This is a genomic window from Oceanobacillus alkalisoli (genome assembly GCF_022213125.1).
Lineage (GTDB): Bacteria > Bacillota > Bacilli > Bacillales > Amphibacillaceae > Oceanobacillus > Oceanobacillus alkalisoli.
Genome location: NZ_JAKNRA010000009.1, coordinates 59,776 through 75,463, shown reverse-complemented (window position 1 = coordinate 75,463; position 15,688 = coordinate 59,776). Strand labels below are relative to the sequence as shown.

The following is a 15,688-nucleotide window of genomic DNA, read 5'->3' as shown; positions in this document are numbered from 1 at the left end:
ATAAGAGGAGGAAGCAAGATGGATATTTATGTACTATTAAAAAAGACATTTGATACAGAAGAGAAAATTAATCTGGATGATGGAAGGATTGATGAGGATGGTGCAGAATTCATCATTAACCCATACGATGAGTATGCTGTAGAAGAAGCAATCAAGCAGCGTGATGAGCACGGAGGGGTAGTAACCGTAATCACAATTGGAGATGAAGACTCTGAAAAGCAATTACGAACTGCTCTTGCAATGGGAGCGGATAAGGCAGTTCTCATCAATACGGAAGATGATCTTGAAGAGGGCGATCAATATACGACAGCCAAAATATTGGAAGCATTTTTTGAAGATAAGGAAGTAGACCTGATTTTAGCGGGGAATGTTGCAATTGATGAGGCGAGTGGCCAGGTAGGTCCGCGTCTTGCCGAAGCACTAGGTATACCGTACGTTACAACGATTACAAATCTATCCATCAATGGGGATAATGTCAGCATCGAAAAAGATGTAGAAGGTGACGTGGAGACTGTTGAAACAAGTCTGCCTATCCTCGTTACTTGCCAGCAGGGGTTGAACGAACCGCGTTATCCGTCCCTTCCAGGAATTATGAAAGCGAAGAAAAAGCCGCTTGAAGAATTAGAACTGGATGATCTTGATTTGGATGAGGATGATGTCGAACCGAAGACGAAAACAATTGAAGTATTCTTACCGCCAGAAAAAGAAGCAGGAAGAGTTTTGGAAGGTGAGATTCAAGATCAGGTAAAAGAACTTGTTACGTTATTGAAAGACGAAAAGAAAGTACTTTAATTGAAAAGGATAGAGAGAGGGGAAGAAGGATGAGTAAATTACTAGTAATTGCAGAGGCAAAAGATGGTACATTACGTAACGTTTCATTTGAGGCAGTAGCTGCAGCGAAAAAAATTCAGGCAGATGCTGAAATTGTCGGCGTTGTTTTAGGGAAAGAAAATTTAGAAGCTCAGGCGCAGGAGCTAATTTACTATGGTGCCGATCGCATTGTTACAATAGTCCATGAAAAGTTAGAAAATTATACATCAGAAGGATACGGCCAAGCAGTTCTGGCTGTAGTGAATGATGAATCGCCTGATGGCATCGTAATGGGACATACATCCATTGGAAAGGATTTGACACCGAAACTAGCAGCCAAGTTGGATACCGGATTGGTTTCTGATGCTGTAGCCATTGAAACAAATGGGGATCGTGTAGAATATGTTCGTCCAATCTATTCAGGTAAGGCTTTCGAAAAGAAAATCATTACAGATGGATTAACATTTGTAACCATCCGTCCAAATAATATAGCACCCCTTGAACGTGATGAAGCAAGAAGTGGTGATATAATAGCGAAAGAAGTCGATGTTGCTGATATTCGTACTATTATCAAAGACGTGGTCCGTAAAGCGAGTGAAGGAGTAGACCTATCCGAAGCAAGCGTTGTTATCGCTGGTGGACGTGGAGTGAAAAGTGCAGAAGGTTTTGACACATTATACGAACTAGCGGATGTTCTTGGTGGTGCAGTAGGAGCATCTCGCGGGGCTTGTGACGCGGAATACTGCGACTACTCCCTCCAAATCGGGCAAACTGGGAAAGTCGTTACCCCGGATCTTTACATCGCAGTTGGTATCTCTGGAGCGATTCAACACTTGGCAGGGATGTCAAACTCAAAAGTCATCGTGGCGATAAACAAAGACCCAGAAGCAAACATCTTTAATATCGCCGACTACGGAATTGTAGGCGACCTATTCGAGGTTATGCCTCTACTTATTGAAGAAATTAAAACGGTTAAAGTCTGATTAAAAAAATCCGGGGCATGCTTTCGTCCTGGATTTTTTCAATTATTTTTCTTGGAACGAATAAGCAAAATGCTAGGAAGTAAATAATAAGGGTGTTATACTTCTATTTAAGTAAGATTGATTTATCAAAAGGAGGAAATTATAGAATGGCAATTGAACATGTAACAGATCAAAATTTTGCTGAAGCAACTTCAGAGGGTTTAGTCCTCGTTGACTTTTGGGCACCATGGTGCGGACCTTGTAAAATGATTGCTCCAGTTTTAGAGGAAATAGACGGTGAGATGTCCGAAGATGTAAAAATTGTTAAATTGGACGTCGATGATAACCAAGAAACAGCAAGTAAATTTGGTGTTATGAGTATCCCAACTTTATTGCTGATGAAAGATGGAGAAGTGGTTGACCAGGTAATTGGCTTCCAACCAAAAGAAGCATTAACCGGAGTAATTAACAAACATCTCTAAATCGTGTAAAATTAGATAATAGAGAACCGAAAAATCCCTTGTTGTTTTCATAACAAGGGATTTTCTAAACTTAAAGGAATGATTACCATGAATAACATCATCAAAAGGAAATTGGAAATACTCCCGGCAAATCCAGGCTGTTACCTCATGAAAGATAAGCATGGAACGATCATCTATGTCGGTAAATCAAAGAAATTACGCAATCGTGTCCGTTCTTATTTTACTGGAGCAAATGACAGGAAAACGCAGCGATTAGTTCAAGAAATCGTCGACTTTGAGTATTTTGTCACTTCTTCAGAACTGGAAGCACTCATTTTAGAAATGAATTTAATAAAAAAATATGATCCGAAATATAACGTTATGCTGAAAGACGATAAATCATACCCCTATTTAAAAATTACAGCTGAAAGACATCCCCGTCTATTGATTACAAGAAAAATCAAAAAAGATAAAGGGAAGTATTTCGGGCCGTATCCGAACGTAATCGCAGCACGGGAAACGAAGAAGCTACTTGACCGAATGTACCCTTTACGCAAATGCAATAATCCACCAGGCAGACCGTGTTTATATTATCACTTGAATCAATGTAAAGCATGTAGTAAGAATCCGCCAGCGGCCGAGGAATACGCTGCGATTGTTCAAGAGATAACTTCCTTTTTGCAAGGCGGCTACCAAGATATCAAAGGGAATCTGACAGAGAAAATGTATGAAGCGAGTGAAGCACTTAACTTTGAAAGAGCGAAGGAATTACGGGATCAAATTCAACATATCGACGTTGTTATGGAGAAACAAAAAATGACAATGACTGATAAGACAGATCGCGACATATTTGGATACAGCTATGACAAAGGATGGATGTGTATCCAAGTCTTCTTCATGCGTCAAGGGAAGTTGATTGAACGAAATGTAACGACTTTCCCGTTCTATGATGATCCAGAAGAAGCATTTACTAGCTATATTGGTAGATTCTATTTACATCAAAACCATTTAAAACCAAAAGAAATTCTCCTGCCGATTGGATCAAATAGCGAATTAATCAATGAGTTGCTGGAGGTCCATACACATACACCTTTCCGGGGCAGAAAGAAAGAACTTGTTGAATTAGCGATGAAAAATGCAAAAATCGCACTTAATGAGAAATTCCTCTTGATTGAAAGAGATGAAGAACGGACAATTATCGCGACAGAGAAGCTTGGTGAGATTCTTAACATTGAAACACCGCATCGTATCGAAGCCTTTGACAACTCGAATATCCAAGGAACCGATCCGGTTTCAGCGATGATTGCTTTCGTAGATGGCCGGCCGAGTAAAAAAGATTATCGCAAGTATAAAATCCGCACGGTTGATGGACCTGATGACTATGAAACGATGCGTGAAGTAGTACGGAGAAGGTATACACGTGTGCTTAAAGAGAATCTGCCACTGCCTGATTTGATCATTGTCGATGGTGGGAAGGGCCAAATTAGCGCTGCAACCGATGTACTCGAAAATGAATTAGGACTTGATATTCCGATTGCTGGATTAGTAAAAGATGATAGACATAAGACAAGTGAATTATTATACGGTTCACCTCCGTCAATTGTTTCACTTGAGCGGCGATCCCAAGAATTTTATCTCGTTCAGCGGATTCAAGATGAGGTGCACCGGTTTGCCATTTCATTTCATAGGAATTTGCGCAGTAAAGGATTATTCCAATCTTCGCTTGATGGTATACCTGGTGTTGGTGAAAAACGGAAAAAGCTATTGCTTAGACATTTTAAATCGATCACAGAGCTGAAAAAAGCTTCTGTAACAGATATTACAAAACTTGGAATTCCGTCTAACACAGCTCACGAGGTGCTTAAGCATTTAAATGAGCTGGAAGAAGAAGCAAATGCGGAAGAGGAAAAAACGAATTCATAAAGAGAAACTAACATTTAGCGGGGAGCTCTTTTCTCCCTGCTGAATGTTAGTTGAACAGAATCAGGGATTTTACGGACTGTTTATCCCCACCTCCACCTTTTAGGTTTCTCACATGTTTAGAGGGCAGGGTGTTACATACTTGTTAATGAGTCATAATACGCACTGTCCCTCGACTAAACAGTACCGAGAGGCGGTGCGTGTTTTTAATTTGTGTAAAACACTGTGAATTGTATTTGGTGGATACGACGATTAATTTCCTCAGTGCATTCGCATTCTATTCCTTCGATCATCTGAATTGCCTCTGCAAGAAACCCTGCTTCTAAACGGAAGTCAGCGGCAATTGGGCTTTTTAAACGAAGTACGACCGAGTCGGAAAGCAGATGAAATGTTTTCTCTCGCTTTTTTTCTTTAACAAGTTCCATTTTGCCAATACCTAACGTTTCGAAAATATGAGTGATATCGTCTATCGAATTTATATCAAATTTCCTTGCAAGATTTTTTCCCATATAATAAAGCAATGTAGGTGCTTCGTCTCCTAATAAGTCAGGAAGCGCGAGATAGCGGAGGATGTCAAACCCCGCACCGGATGTATGTAATTCTTCAAGTTGAGAAATCGGGATTGTCGTCAGCTGTTTACTCAATTCTGTCACCCTTTCCATCATAAACTGTCAATATGCTAAACTATCATTAGTAGACTTTTATTTATTATACAACACATAAATACAGTGAACCAGTCATAACTGGAGTTAGGATAATCATGCTTTACTGCGGACCTCCGATAGGACGATGTATAATCCTCTCTGCTGTTCATAATTAATTATCATTGAGTCTCTTATAAACGCTAATTATTAAAAGTTTGCTATAATTAGGCCATGGAAGTTTTTAGGAGGTCCATAGCTGCTTGCTGAATTGTTAGAAATTAAATCGTTTTCTTGACGGTTTATAAACTAAGAAGTACAATAAAAGTGTTATAATTTTGTATCATTTAAAGGTTGATGTAGAAATTAGAAAAAATTTGCAGCCTTGAATGATACCTAAATATGAAACTATTTACCTACAAGGGGGGAAAAACATGGCGGGGCAACGTGATTTTTACTGGAGAAGGTTACATTCTTTACTAGGTGTTGTTCCTATCGGGATATTCTTAGTCCAGCACTTGGTAATTAACCACTTTGCCGTGTACGGAGAAGAAAGCTTCAATAAAGCAGCGGGGTTTATGGCAGGGCTTCCATTTGTAATACTATTGGAGATCTTCATCATCTATCTGCCGATTCTTTATCATGCAGTATTAGGGGTATACATAGCATTTACTGCAAAGAACAACGTAGCAAAATATGGATTTTTCCGCAACTGGATGTTCAAGCTACAGCGCTGGACAGGAATCATTACATTAATATTTATTGCGTGGCACGTTTGGGAAACACGCGTCCAGATTGCACTTGGAAACGCTGAAGTAAACTACAGCTTGATGGAAGGAATTCTTTCCAGTCCATTTATGTTCTGGTTCTACATAATCGGTGTAGTTTCAGCTGTATTCCACTTTGCTAATGGTCTATGGAGCTTCTTTGTGACGTGGGGCATTACGCAATCACCCAAATCACAGCGTGTGTTAACCTACGTAGCTCTCTTCATTTTTATCGCGGTTAGCTATCTTGGTGTAAGAACATTGATTCAGTTTGCGTATGGTGTGTAAAAGTAAGTAATTAGGGGAGTGAGTCAAATAAATGAGTAATCGTAAAGTTGCTGTAATTGGTGGTGGTCTAGCAGGTTTGATGGCTACAATCAAAGCAGCAGAAGCAGGTGTAAAAGTAGATTTATTTTCAATTGTTCCTGTAAAACGTTCTCACTCTGTATGTGCTCAAGGTGGAATTAATGGAGCAGTTAATACGAAAGGTGAGGGAGACTCACCATGGCTTCATTTTGATGACACGATATACGGTGGAGACTTTTTGGCTAACCAGCCGCAAGTAAAGGCGATGTGTGAGGCGGCTCCGGGAATTATACATATGTTTGACCGGATGGGCGTTATGTTTAACCGTACTCCAGAAGGCCTTCTGGATTTTAGACGCTTTGGTGGTACGCAAATGCACCGTACGGCATTTGCAGGAGCGACAACAGGGCAACAGTTATTATATGCACTGGATGAACAAGTCCGCCGTTATGAAGTGGAAGGGCTTGTTACGAAATATGAAGGTTGGGAATTCTTGTCAGCGATCATCGATGACGAAGGTGTTGGTCGAGGCATTGTTGCTCAAGATATAAAATCACATGAAATCCGTGCATTCCGTTCTGATGCTACTATTTTTGCAACAGGCGGCCCTGGTATAATCTTTGGGAAATCAACAAACTCGATGATTAATACAGGTTCGGCTGCAAGTATCCTGTACCAGCAGGGAGTTAAATATGCTAACGGAGAATTTATTCAGATTCATCCGACAGCTATCCCTGGTGATGACAAACTGCGTCTCATGAGTGAATCTGCTCGTGGAGAAGGTGGGCGAATCTGGACATATAAAGATGGGGAGCCTTGGTACTTCCTGGAAGAGAAATATCCAGCATATGGAAACCTTGTACCGCGTGATATTGCGACAAGAGAAATTTTTGATGTTTGTGTGAATCAAAAACTTGGGATCAATGGTGAAAACATGGTTTACCTTGACCTCTCTCATAAAGATGCAAAAGAACTTGATATTAAACTTGGTGGAATTATAGAAATCTATGAAAAGTTTGTTGGAGAAGACCCTCGTAAAGTCCCTATGAAGATATTCCCGGCTGTTCACTATTCAATGGGTGGACTCTGGATTGATGGAAATCAAATGACGAATATTCCAGGGATATTTGCGGCAGGTGAAGCTGATTATTCCCAGCATGGTGCGAACCGTCTAGGTGCGAACTCGTTATTATCCGCAATTTACGGTGGTTCTGTAGCAGGTCCGAAAGCGATTGAATATATAGAAGGACTTGATAAGCATGCAGAAGACATTGGTGATCAGCTCTTTGACGAGAAAGAACGTGAAGAGCAAACGAAATTCGATGAGCTTCTAGGCATGGATGGAACCGAAAATGCATATGTTCTGCATAAAGAACTTGGCGATTGGATGACAGATAACGTAACCGTTGTACGTGAAAATGAAAAGCTTCTGCAAACAGATGAAAAGATCCAAGAGTTGCAAGAGCGCTGGAAGAATATCAATATTAATGATACTTCTCGTTGGAGTAACCAAGGAGTTATGTTTGCGCGCCAGCTGGATAGCATGTTGCATCTCGCGCGTGTTATTACAATCGGTGCATATAAACGGGATGAGAGCCGTGGGGCGCATTACAAGCCGGCATTCCCTGAGCGTAATGATGACGAATTCCTGAAGACAACAATTGCAGAGTTTGACAACAAGAATGTGGAACCGATTATTAGCTATGAAGAAGTTGATGTGTCATTAATCGAGCCTCGAAAACGTGACTACACAACGACACACTAAGGGGGAGAATACAAAATGGCTGAAAAAAGTACAGTTACATTTATTATAACTCGTCAAGACAGTCCGGACTCTGAACCCTATGAGGAAACGTTTCATGTTCCATACCGTCAGAATATGAACGTTATTTCCGCGTTAATGGAAATTCAACGGAACCCGGTAAACGCAAATGGGGAAGAAACATCACCGGTCATGTGGGAGATGAGTTGTTTAGAGGAGGTTTGTGGTGCCTGTTCAATGGTAATTAATGGTACCGCGAGACAATCATGTGCAGCATTGGTTGACCAATTGGAGCAGCCGATTCGCTTAGCACCGATGTCGACCTTCCCGATTGTACGTGATTTGATTGTCGATCGTGAACGTATGTTTGATGCATTGAAACAAGTGAAAGCTTGGGTTCCGCTTGACGGTACCCACGATCTTGGACCTGGTCCCAGAATGCCAGAGAATAAACGTCAATGGGCTTATGAGCTTTCAAAATGTATGACATGTGGTGTTTGTCTGGAAGCTTGTCCAAACGTTAACGATAAATCTGACTTTATCGGTCCGGCAGCTCTTTCACAAGTGCGTTTGTTTAATGCTCACCCTACAGGAGCGATGCATGCAAGTGATCGATTAGAAGGTTTAATGGAAAATGGAGGTATCAGTGGTTGTGGAAACTCACAAAACTGTGTACAAGTATGTCCAAAAGGCATCCCGCTTACTACTTCCATCGCAGCAATGAACCGTGCAACGAACCTGCATGCATTCCGAAGCTTCTTTGGCAGTGACGAGACATTATAAAAACAAAGGCGTAGTTTCTCATGCAGTAAATTAAAACGAGTGGTCCTTACCTTTACAGGTAGGGCCATTTCGTTTCATTTGGGGGTATTGCTATGAAAGGAATTGACTACATAAATGATTTGGAGGCATGGCGTTCTGGATTTTCTTTTTCCATTCCGATAAAGGTGCGTTTTTCTGAAACAGATTTATATGGCCATGTCAATAATACATCTGTCTTCATTTATTTTGAAGAGGCACGGATTGAATTTTTGCAATCTTTCGGTCTGTTTAAGGATTTTGATCAAAAGAAACGAGGCTTTGTTGTCGCAGACCTCCAATGCAATTACCTTAAGCAAATGTTTTTCAATGAGACAATCGATTTCTATGTTAAAGTGGAAACAATCGGTACAACATCCATGGACTTACATTATATGGCGGTCAATAATCAAGGTGAAATAACCGCCACTGGAAGAGGGCGTGTTGTTATGATGGATTTTACAACAAATAAAGCCTGGGCGATTCCCGAGGGAATGAAAGCATTGCTTACAGATCAATATCATGTACGCTAAATTGATAAAAACACCGACTTCCTATAAAAAGGAAGTCGGTGTTTTTACCATTATGTATCTTTTAGAACTGATTCAACCATCTATTATATTTCAGGCGTTGTAACAGTTAACCCACGTTCATTGAAGACTTTTTGAGCTACTTTTAGAGCATTTAGAACACTTGGGAATCCTGTGTATGGGATAAGATGCATAATACAACCTACAATCTCCTCTGGTGTTAAACCAACAGATAGGCCGGTCTTGATATGCATTTCGATTTGCGGTTTCCCTTGCGCAACAAGAGCAGTAATGGTGGTCATTACTTTTTGTTTGTTGTCCAAGCCAGGCCGTGCATAAATATCACCAAAAGCAAATTCCACCACATACTTGCTAAGATCAGGGGCAATATCTTTAAATGCTTCACCAATATCCATTTCACCAGTCGGATTGCTGTCATCAGATGCTGTAAGCTCCTGTATTTTATCTATTCCTTTTTGATAACGATCGTTTGCCATTGTAAAGTCCTCCTTGATTTTATTACTTGTTATTTACGGAAATAATTATAATTGTATAAGAAAACTTTATACTCGATAAAATTCCGTTTTTTCATAACAATATTAGTATATAACCTTTTTGAACGACTCGTCAATGGGAGTGTATGGGTTTCATGGAATGAGACCTTCTCCTACAAGTGAAAAATAAGTTAGACCGACTTCCACTGAATGAAAGTCGGTCTAAATTACAGCTTAAGTTCTCCCATACGGAGAAGCTCAACGACTGCCTGTGAACGCCCCTTTACCCCCAGCTTCTGCATCGCGTTTGAAATATGATTTCTCACAGTTTTTTCCGATATAAACAGTTTCTGGGCTATTTCTTTTGTTGTCATGTCTTGTACAAGCAGTTCAAATACTTCCTTTTCTCGCTTCGTTAATAATTGCTTCGGTTTATAGTTGCTGTCCTTCAAATGATAACCCCTCCTTGCTCTTGATAGAGCCGCATTTTGAAGGGAATTATTTAGTCATTATAGCTTATGAACGGAAAAGATTTTAGTGCGTAATAAATGACCTATTTTAAGAGCCTTTACTGTGGGGGGAGCAACATATTTACTATGCTTCTGAAAAAGTGAAACTTCAATCAGTAGGGTTATTTCTTCACCTTCCACTGATTGTTAGTTCAACGAACCTTAGGATGTTAGCTCACGTTTCTGCCCACCTAAACTTTCTTGACAAGAACCGAAATTTTGAGGTGAGAGTTTTATGGACGATTACACCGGGATGAAAATTTGTTATACTAAGCTAAAGCGTTTGTTCAAATTGAAATTAGAATGCAAGGAGGTTGCCGAATGGAGAATGAGATTACCTCAGCTGAATCCATCGTTAAAATTGAAAAAAGATTACGTTATATATCTGGAATGATCAAACAAAACGGCAGGAAGATATTACATAACTACCCCATAACATCTCCGCAGTTTGTAGCCCTGCAATGGTTGCTCGAGGAAGGAGATTTGACGATTGGGGAGCTTTCAAATAAAATAAGTCTTGCTTTTAGTACAACAACAGACCTCGTCGACCGTATGGAGAAGAATGAATTGGTTGAACGAATCAGGGATGATAAAGATCGCCGGGTAGTAAGAATTCATTTATTGGACAAAGGAAAAGTGATTATTCATGAAGTGATTGAAAAGCGCCAAGAATACTTACAGGAAGTTCTCGACGGCTTCAGCCCGGAAGAAGAAACAATATTAAATGAAATGCTTGATTCATTATATAGTCGGATGAAGCAAGTAAATGAGAAATAATCAGATAAGGAATGAACGGATTGTGGAGAAACCAATAGGAGTAATTGATTCAGGTGTTGGCGGTTTGACCGTGGCACTTGAACTAATGAGGCAGCTGCCAAGGGAAAAGCTAATTTATCTTGGTGACACGAAACGTTGCCCATATGGACCAAGAACGAAAGAAGAAGTTCAACAATTCACTTGGGAAATGGTGGATTTCTTATTAGAAAAGGAAATTAAGCTGCTTGTGATTGCGTGTAATACAGCTACTGCCTATACGATTGATGATCTAAAAGAAAAATTAGACATCCCCGTAATAGGTGTGATTAACCCGGGTGCAAGAGCAGCAATTAAGGCAACAATTAATCAAGAAATTGGCATTATCGGAACAGAGGGAACAGTGAAAAGTGGTGCTTATCCTGATGCCTTAAAACAAATCAACCCAGAACTTCATGTACAGGCGCTAGCTTGTCCATTGTTTGTACCGTTAGTGGAAAAAGGAGTCTTTACAGGGGAAGAGGCAAGAATGGTTGTAGAATCAACGCTAGAACCGTTGGTGGAAGATAATGATATGGATACGTTGATTCTTGGATGCACGCATTATCCTTTATTAAAACCGCTTATCAAAAAAGTAGTTGGGGATCAGGTAGCAGTGATTTCTTCAAGTGAAGAAACAGCAAGAGAAACAAGCGCTGTTCTTGAAATAAAACAATTACAGAATAAATCAGGTCTGCAGCAAGTGCATGAAATTTATTCTACTGGAGACATGGAGATATTTAACCGAATCGCAACTAAAATTTTCCAAAATGCAATTCACCAACAATTTACAATTAAACGAGCAGTCATCGAAAAAGAATAGCGCTATCCTATAGTACGTTTCACCATGGGACCGGTAGATGCGACACTCAGATTCTGTTCCAATTTGCAAATAACTCCGCCCCTAAAGTAATCAAAAATAAAAACACATCACCTTCATAAGGTGTGAGTGTCTGAAACTCACTTCTGGAGGTCTGCAGTCCAGACACCTCTCGCACCTGCTGAACGGCGATTAGAGAGCAACCCATAAGAACGTGCAAAACATTTACGCTGCATGAAAGTGATGGCTAGTTCGTCCTTTATAGTCAACGAACGTCAGGGTGTTATTTTACCTTCCGACTCTATTTAAACATTTTTAAAACAAGCTGGTCTATTTCCACTTGATAGCTCGTATATATTGTAGTACAAACCATCGCAGGGAGGTATTGCATGAAAGCGAGTCGATTATTAATTCCAGGTGTATGTGCTTCACTATTGTTACTAACTGCCTGTTTCCAAGGGGAGCAGTCTTCCGTTGAAATCGATCCACCTGAAAATGCAGAAGCAGTGAATGATACAGCAAGTAATGAACAAACAGAAGCAGATGGGGCCGAAACAGACGAGGAGAACATGGAAGAAGAAGCAAACGAGACAATTGCCCGCCAGCTATTTTTAATTGATGCAAACGGTATGGTCGCATCACAAATGATCGAACTGCCGCTGCTTGAATCAAAAGAGGTTGCAACCCAAGTATTAGAGTATCTAGTTGTTGATGGTCCGGTAATGGATGTATTGCCAAATGGTTTTCGTGCGGTCTTGCCCGCAGGAACGGAAATTCTTGGTTTAAATCTTTTGGAGGACGGGACAATGGTTGTTGACCTTTCGGAGGAATTCGAAGATTATGCTGCTGAAGATGAAGTGAAAATTCTTGAGGCTGTTACACATACCTTAACGCAATTTGAGAGTGTAGACCGTGTTCAGCTTTGGGTTAATGGTCATCAACTAGATGAAATGCCAGTAAATGGTACTCCGATTGGAAAAGGTTACTCTGAAGCAGATGGGATCAACGTCATACAAAATGACACGATTGATTTCATTAACAGTGAAGCAGTGACGATGTATTACCCAGCAAGCGACCAAGAAAACCGGTACTATATACCTGTAACGCAATATGTAGGTGTCGGGGAAGACGAAGAGATGTTTGAAGCGATTGTCACTTCATTAATGGATGGTCCAGGTTTTATGGCGAATGTAACTCATGTATTCAATGAAGAAGCAATGCTTGTCAGCGAACCAGCATTGTCAGAAGGAGTGTTGGAACTCACTTTTAATGAAGCGATATTAAAAGATGCAGAAGACGCAGTTATTGCAGATGACGTGATGGAGACGATTGTACGAACATTAACGATTCAGGATGAAATTGATGCTGTAGAGATTAAAGTCGAGAATAAGGATGTAATTGCAAATGAGAGCGGGGAGCCGTACAGTGAACCGGTCAGTGCAGACTTCTTTGTTCCAAGTGAGAAACTTTAATAAAAGAAATTCGAAGCTGGGGCCATGTCCTAGCTTCTTTTTGTTTTATGCTACATGCAACTTTTGTAGGGATGATGATTTTTCTTTCGGGAAAAGTATGGTAAGCTTAATTCGACGAGTGAGGAGGATTTTTCACATGAGAAATGATGGTAGAAAAATAAATGAATTAAGACCTATTAAAATGGAAAAAGATTATATTATGCATCCGGAAGGTTCAGTGCTGATTAAAGTGGGGAATACAAAAGTAATCTGTAATGCAAGTGTAGAGGATAGAGTACCCCCCTTTATGAGAGGACAAGGTAAAGGCTGGATTACTGCCGAATACGCGATGCTGCCGCGGGCTACAGAAAAGCGGAATATCCGAGAATCCTCAAAAGGTAAAGTGACAGGACGAACGATGGAAATCCAGCGCCTTATTGGACGGGCTTTACGTTCTGTTGTTGATTTGGAAGGATTTGGTGAGCGCACAGTATGGGTGGACTGTGACGTTATTCAGGCGGACGGTGGGACAAGAACTGCTTCCATTACCGGAGCATTTGTTGCAATGACACTTGCACTTGGAACTTTAGTGGAAAAAAAACAGATTAAATCCTTGCCTGTAAAAGATTATTTAGCAGCGACATCTGTTGGAATATTATCATCAGGTGAAGCGATTCTCGATTTAAACTATGAAGAAGATGCAGAAGCAAATGTAGACATGAATATTGTAATGACCGGGAAAGGTGAATTTGTAGAAATCCAAGGTACTGGAGAAGAGGCTACATTTTCGAAGAATGAGCTTTTCACGATGCTTAGCTTAGCAGATGAAGGCTTGCAACAGCTATTTGAATTACAGAAAGAGATATTGGGTGAACTTGGAGAATCAATTGAAAGTACCAAAGCACCACAAGGAGAGAGGAATTAAATGAAAGAAATCATTATCGCGACTCGGAATCAAGGGAAAGTCAAAGAGTTTATTGATTTCTTTCAGCCCTATGGTGTAAACGTGCAGTCATTATTGGATATTGCCGAGCAACAACTTCCAGATATTGAAGAGACCGGCAATAGCTTTGCAGAGAATGCGGCACTAAAAGCAGAACAGATTGCAGAAATGCTGAATCGCCCTGTTCTCGCAGATGACTCAGGGCTTGTTGTGGATGCGCTGGACGGTGCACCAGGTATATATTCTGCTCGCTACGCAGGAGAAGATAAGAGTGACGAAGCAAATAATCAAAAGCTGCTACAGAAACTGCAGGATGTTCCGCAAGCTGAACGAACAGCAAGATTTGTCTGTGTACTTGCAATAGCAATTCCCGGGGAGAAAACAAAATTTTATGAAGGTACTTGTGAAGGTGAAATTTCTGTTGCTCCTCATGGGGAAAATGGATTTGGCTATGATCCATTGTTTATCCCTAACGGCTATCAACAAACGATGGCAGAGTTGAGTGCTAGTGAAAAAAATCAAATCAGCCACCGGAGTAACGCGATAAAGCAATTGGAGAACTGGGACAAGCTAGTTGAGCATAAGTAAAACTCTCCTTACATGAAAAAGGATAAGCAGAAAGGGAGATGCAGCAGCATGACGAAAATTTTGATTGTTAGTGATAGTCATGGACTTACAGAGGAACTATCGGAAATAAAGGAAAGACACGAGGTCAATTACCGCATTCATTGCGGAGACTCTGAGCTTGATATCGACTCCGGTCCATTGGATGGGTTTTATAAAGTCGCTGGAAATTGTGATTTTGACAATCGCTATCCGAATGAACAAACATTGGAAATAGATGGATTGAATTTCCTGATTGTCCATGGCCATCTGCATAAGGTGAACTATGGTTTGACCGCTCTATCCTTGCGGGCAAGAGAAGCAGACGCTGATGTCGTTTGTTTTGGACATACCCATGTAGCTGGCGCTGCTCAGGAAGGGGAACAACTATTTATTAATCCAGGCAGTATCTTCCAGCCAAGAGGTGGGATGCGGGAGAAAACTTATGCTATTTTAGAATGGGATTCCGATAAAGCTATATCTGCTACATTTTACACACTATCTGGTGAGCATTATCCTGCGCTGGATTATCCAGTAAAGGCTTAATCTATCAAGTGCTTGCTGAGAGGATATTTTTTCTCAGCAAGCTTTTTTCAAAAAAATATTGACATTTAATGCAAAACTGCTATAATAAAACTTGTTCGCTTTTAAAACATATATTTTACATAATGACCACTTAAAACTAAATAAAAAAGAAATCTGCGGGTGTAGTTTAGTGGTAAAACCTCAGCCTTCCAAGCTGATGATGAGGGTTCGATTCCCTTCACCCGCTCCATGTCCCAATAGCTCAGCTGGATAGAGCAACAGCCTTCTAAGCTGTAGGCCGTAGGTTCGAATCCTACTTGGGACACTTTCAGACAACAAAAGAGAAACCTAACTTGTTTTAGGTTTCTCTTTTGTATTATGATAGGATATATATACTTTTATCCCGGTGTAAGTATCCGTAAAACTCCCACCTCAAAACTTCCGCTCAATCTAGCAAGTTAAGGTGGGAAGAAACGAGAGCTAACACCTAAGGTTCGTTCAACTAACAATCCGTGGGGATGAAGAAAAACCCCACGGATTGAAGTTTTACTTTATCTATTTGCTTGACGAACGAACCAGATGAAGCAACCCCTC

Annotated in this window: 17 protein-coding genes and 2 tRNA genes; 16 read left to right on the top strand and 3 right to left on the bottom strand. The window is 40.5% G+C overall.

From position 1 onward, the window contains the following. Positions 1-18: 18 nt before the first annotated feature. The 4 genes from L3V42_RS12040 to uvrC all read left to right on the top strand — a co-directional run bounded on the left by L3V42_RS12040 (position 19) and on the right by uvrC (position 4,156). Positions 19-792, top strand: coding sequence for an electron transfer flavoprotein subunit beta/FixA family protein (locus tag L3V42_RS12040; RefSeq protein ID WP_238472080.1), 774 nt, complete (start codon positions 19-21; stop codon positions 790-792). Positions 793-821: 29 nt separating this feature from the next. Next, positions 822-1,793 carry an electron transfer flavoprotein subunit alpha/FixB family protein gene (locus L3V42_RS12035; RefSeq protein ID WP_235761054.1) on the top strand — a complete coding sequence of 324 codons (972 nt, stop codon included), beginning with the start codon at positions 822-824 and terminating at the stop codon, positions 1,791-1,793. 146 nt (positions 1,794-1,939) lie between these two features. Beyond that, positions 1,940-2,254: a thioredoxin gene (trxA, locus tag L3V42_RS12030; protein WP_235761053.1), complete on the top strand. Its 315-nt coding sequence runs from the start codon at positions 1,940-1,942 to the stop codon at positions 2,252-2,254. 87 nt (positions 2,255-2,341) lie between these two features. Beyond that, on the top strand, positions 2,342-4,156 hold the full coding sequence (gene uvrC, locus L3V42_RS12025) for an excinuclease ABC subunit UvrC (RefSeq protein WP_235761052.1): 1,815 nt from the start codon (positions 2,342-2,344) through the stop codon (positions 4,154-4,156). 203 nt (positions 4,157-4,359) lie between these two features. Here the strand turns inward: uvrC and L3V42_RS12020 are convergent, their stop codons facing one another. Beyond that, positions 4,360-4,806 (bottom strand): YslB family protein, encoded by a 447-nt coding sequence (locus L3V42_RS12020; RefSeq protein WP_310739763.1) that lies wholly within the window; start codon positions 4,804-4,806, stop codon positions 4,360-4,362. A gap of 422 nt (positions 4,807-5,228) precedes the next feature. Here L3V42_RS12020 and L3V42_RS12015 point away from each other — a divergent pair, with 422 nt between their 5' ends. The 4 genes from L3V42_RS12015 (at position 5,229) to L3V42_RS12000 (ending at position 8,960) form a co-directional block, all read left to right on the top strand. Then, positions 5,229-5,849, top strand: a complete 621-nt coding sequence (locus tag L3V42_RS12015; protein ID WP_235761050.1) for a succinate dehydrogenase cytochrome b558 subunit — start codon at positions 5,229-5,231, stop codon at positions 5,847-5,849. Positions 5,850-5,880: 31 nt separating this feature from the next. After that, positions 5,881-7,632 carry a succinate dehydrogenase flavoprotein subunit gene (sdhA, locus tag L3V42_RS12010; RefSeq protein WP_238472079.1) on the top strand — a complete coding sequence of 584 codons (1,752 nt, stop codon included), beginning with the start codon at positions 5,881-5,883 and terminating at the stop codon, positions 7,630-7,632. Between the two features lie 15 nt (positions 7,633-7,647). Then, the gene (gene sdhB / locus L3V42_RS12005; RefSeq protein ID WP_238472078.1) at positions 7,648-8,412 is read left to right on the top strand and encodes a succinate dehydrogenase iron-sulfur subunit; all 765 of its coding nucleotides are present in this window, start codon (positions 7,648-7,650) and stop codon (positions 8,410-8,412) included. Between the two features lie 92 nt (positions 8,413-8,504). After that, positions 8,505-8,960 (top strand): acyl-CoA thioesterase, encoded by a 456-nt coding sequence (locus L3V42_RS12000; RefSeq protein WP_238472077.1) that lies wholly within the window; start codon positions 8,505-8,507, stop codon positions 8,958-8,960. A gap of 83 nt (positions 8,961-9,043) precedes the next feature. On the opposite strand, the gene L3V42_RS11995 is transcribed toward L3V42_RS12000, so the two are convergent. Both L3V42_RS11995 and L3V42_RS11990 read right to left on the bottom strand, forming a co-directional pair. Further along, on the bottom strand, positions 9,044-9,454 hold the full coding sequence (locus L3V42_RS11995; protein ID WP_235761046.1) for a carboxymuconolactone decarboxylase family protein: 411 nt from the start codon (positions 9,452-9,454) through the stop codon (positions 9,044-9,046). Between the two features lie 224 nt (positions 9,455-9,678). Further along, on the bottom strand, positions 9,679-9,903 hold the full coding sequence (locus L3V42_RS11990) for a helix-turn-helix domain-containing protein (protein ID WP_156857869.1): 225 nt from the start codon (positions 9,901-9,903) through the stop codon (positions 9,679-9,681). Positions 9,904-10,281: 378 nt separating this feature from the next. On the opposite strand from L3V42_RS11990, the gene L3V42_RS11985 reads away from it, so the two are divergent. The 8 genes from L3V42_RS11985 to L3V42_RS11950 all read left to right on the top strand — a co-directional run bounded on the left by L3V42_RS11985 (position 10,282) and on the right by L3V42_RS11950 (position 15,419). Then, a complete protein-coding gene (locus L3V42_RS11985; protein ID WP_235761045.1) occupies positions 10,282-10,737 on the top strand; it encodes a MarR family winged helix-turn-helix transcriptional regulator in 456 nt (151 codons plus the stop codon). A gap of 22 nt (positions 10,738-10,759) precedes the next feature. Beyond that, positions 10,760-11,575: a glutamate racemase gene (racE, locus tag L3V42_RS11980; RefSeq protein WP_235761096.1), complete on the top strand. Its 816-nt coding sequence runs from the start codon at positions 10,760-10,762 to the stop codon at positions 11,573-11,575. A 386-nt stretch (positions 11,576-11,961) separates the two neighbouring features. Then, positions 11,962-13,044 (top strand): GerMN domain-containing protein, encoded by a 1,083-nt coding sequence (locus tag L3V42_RS11975; protein WP_238472076.1) that lies wholly within the window; start codon positions 11,962-11,964, stop codon positions 13,042-13,044. Between the two features lie 136 nt (positions 13,045-13,180). Next, positions 13,181-13,948: a ribonuclease PH gene (gene rph / locus L3V42_RS11970; RefSeq protein WP_238472075.1), complete on the top strand. Its 768-nt coding sequence runs from the start codon at positions 13,181-13,183 to the stop codon at positions 13,946-13,948. Next, complete coding sequence (locus tag L3V42_RS11965) at positions 13,949-14,554, top strand: XTP/dITP diphosphatase (protein ID WP_238472074.1); 606 nt, start codon at positions 13,949-13,951, stop codon at positions 14,552-14,554. Positions 14,555-14,602: 48 nt separating this feature from the next. Then, complete coding sequence (locus L3V42_RS11960) at positions 14,603-15,115, top strand: metallophosphoesterase (protein ID WP_235761041.1); 513 nt, start codon at positions 14,603-14,605, stop codon at positions 15,113-15,115. Positions 15,116-15,270: 155 nt separating this feature from the next. Next, a tRNA-Gly gene (locus L3V42_RS11955) sits at positions 15,271-15,344 on the top strand. Position 15,345: 1 nt separating this feature from the next. Beyond that, positions 15,346-15,419, top strand: a tRNA-Arg gene (locus L3V42_RS11950). The last annotated feature ends 269 nt before the right edge of the window (positions 15,420-15,688 follow it).

Excerpts from the sequence above, each read along its gene's own strand:
- L3V42_RS12040 (WP_238472080.1), top strand. The coding sequence starts at position 19 with ATGGATATTTATGTACTATTAAAAAAGACATTTGATACAGAAGAGAAA.
- L3V42_RS12035 (WP_235761054.1), top strand. The coding sequence starts at position 822 with ATGAGTAAATTACTAGTAATTGCAGAGGCAAAAGATGGTACATTACGT.
- trxA (WP_235761053.1), top strand. The coding sequence starts at position 1,940 with ATGGCAATTGAACATGTAACAGATCAAAATTTTGCTGAAGCAACTTCA.
- uvrC (WP_235761052.1), top strand. The coding sequence starts at position 2,342 with ATGAATAACATCATCAAAAGGAAATTGGAAATACTCCCGGCAAATCCA.
- L3V42_RS12015 (WP_235761050.1), top strand. The coding sequence starts at position 5,229 with ATGGCGGGGCAACGTGATTTTTACTGGAGAAGGTTACATTCTTTACTA.
- sdhA (WP_238472079.1), top strand. The coding sequence starts at position 5,881 with ATGAGTAATCGTAAAGTTGCTGTAATTGGTGGTGGTCTAGCAGGTTTG.
- sdhB (WP_238472078.1), top strand. The coding sequence starts at position 7,648 with ATGGCTGAAAAAAGTACAGTTACATTTATTATAACTCGTCAAGACAGT.
- L3V42_RS12000 (WP_238472077.1), top strand. The coding sequence starts at position 8,505 with ATGAAAGGAATTGACTACATAAATGATTTGGAGGCATGGCGTTCTGGA.
- L3V42_RS11995 (WP_235761046.1), bottom strand. The coding sequence starts at position 9,454 with ATGGCAAACGATCGTTATCAAAAAGGAATAGATAAAATACAGGAGCTT.
- L3V42_RS11985 (WP_235761045.1), top strand. The coding sequence starts at position 10,282 with ATGGAGAATGAGATTACCTCAGCTGAATCCATCGTTAAAATTGAAAAA.
- L3V42_RS11975 (WP_238472076.1), top strand. The coding sequence starts at position 11,962 with ATGAAAGCGAGTCGATTATTAATTCCAGGTGTATGTGCTTCACTATTG.
- rph (WP_238472075.1), top strand. The coding sequence starts at position 13,181 with ATGAGAAATGATGGTAGAAAAATAAATGAATTAAGACCTATTAAAATG.
- L3V42_RS11965 (WP_238472074.1), top strand. The coding sequence starts at position 13,949 with ATGAAAGAAATCATTATCGCGACTCGGAATCAAGGGAAAGTCAAAGAG.
- L3V42_RS11960 (WP_235761041.1), top strand. The coding sequence starts at position 14,603 with ATGACGAAAATTTTGATTGTTAGTGATAGTCATGGACTTACAGAGGAA.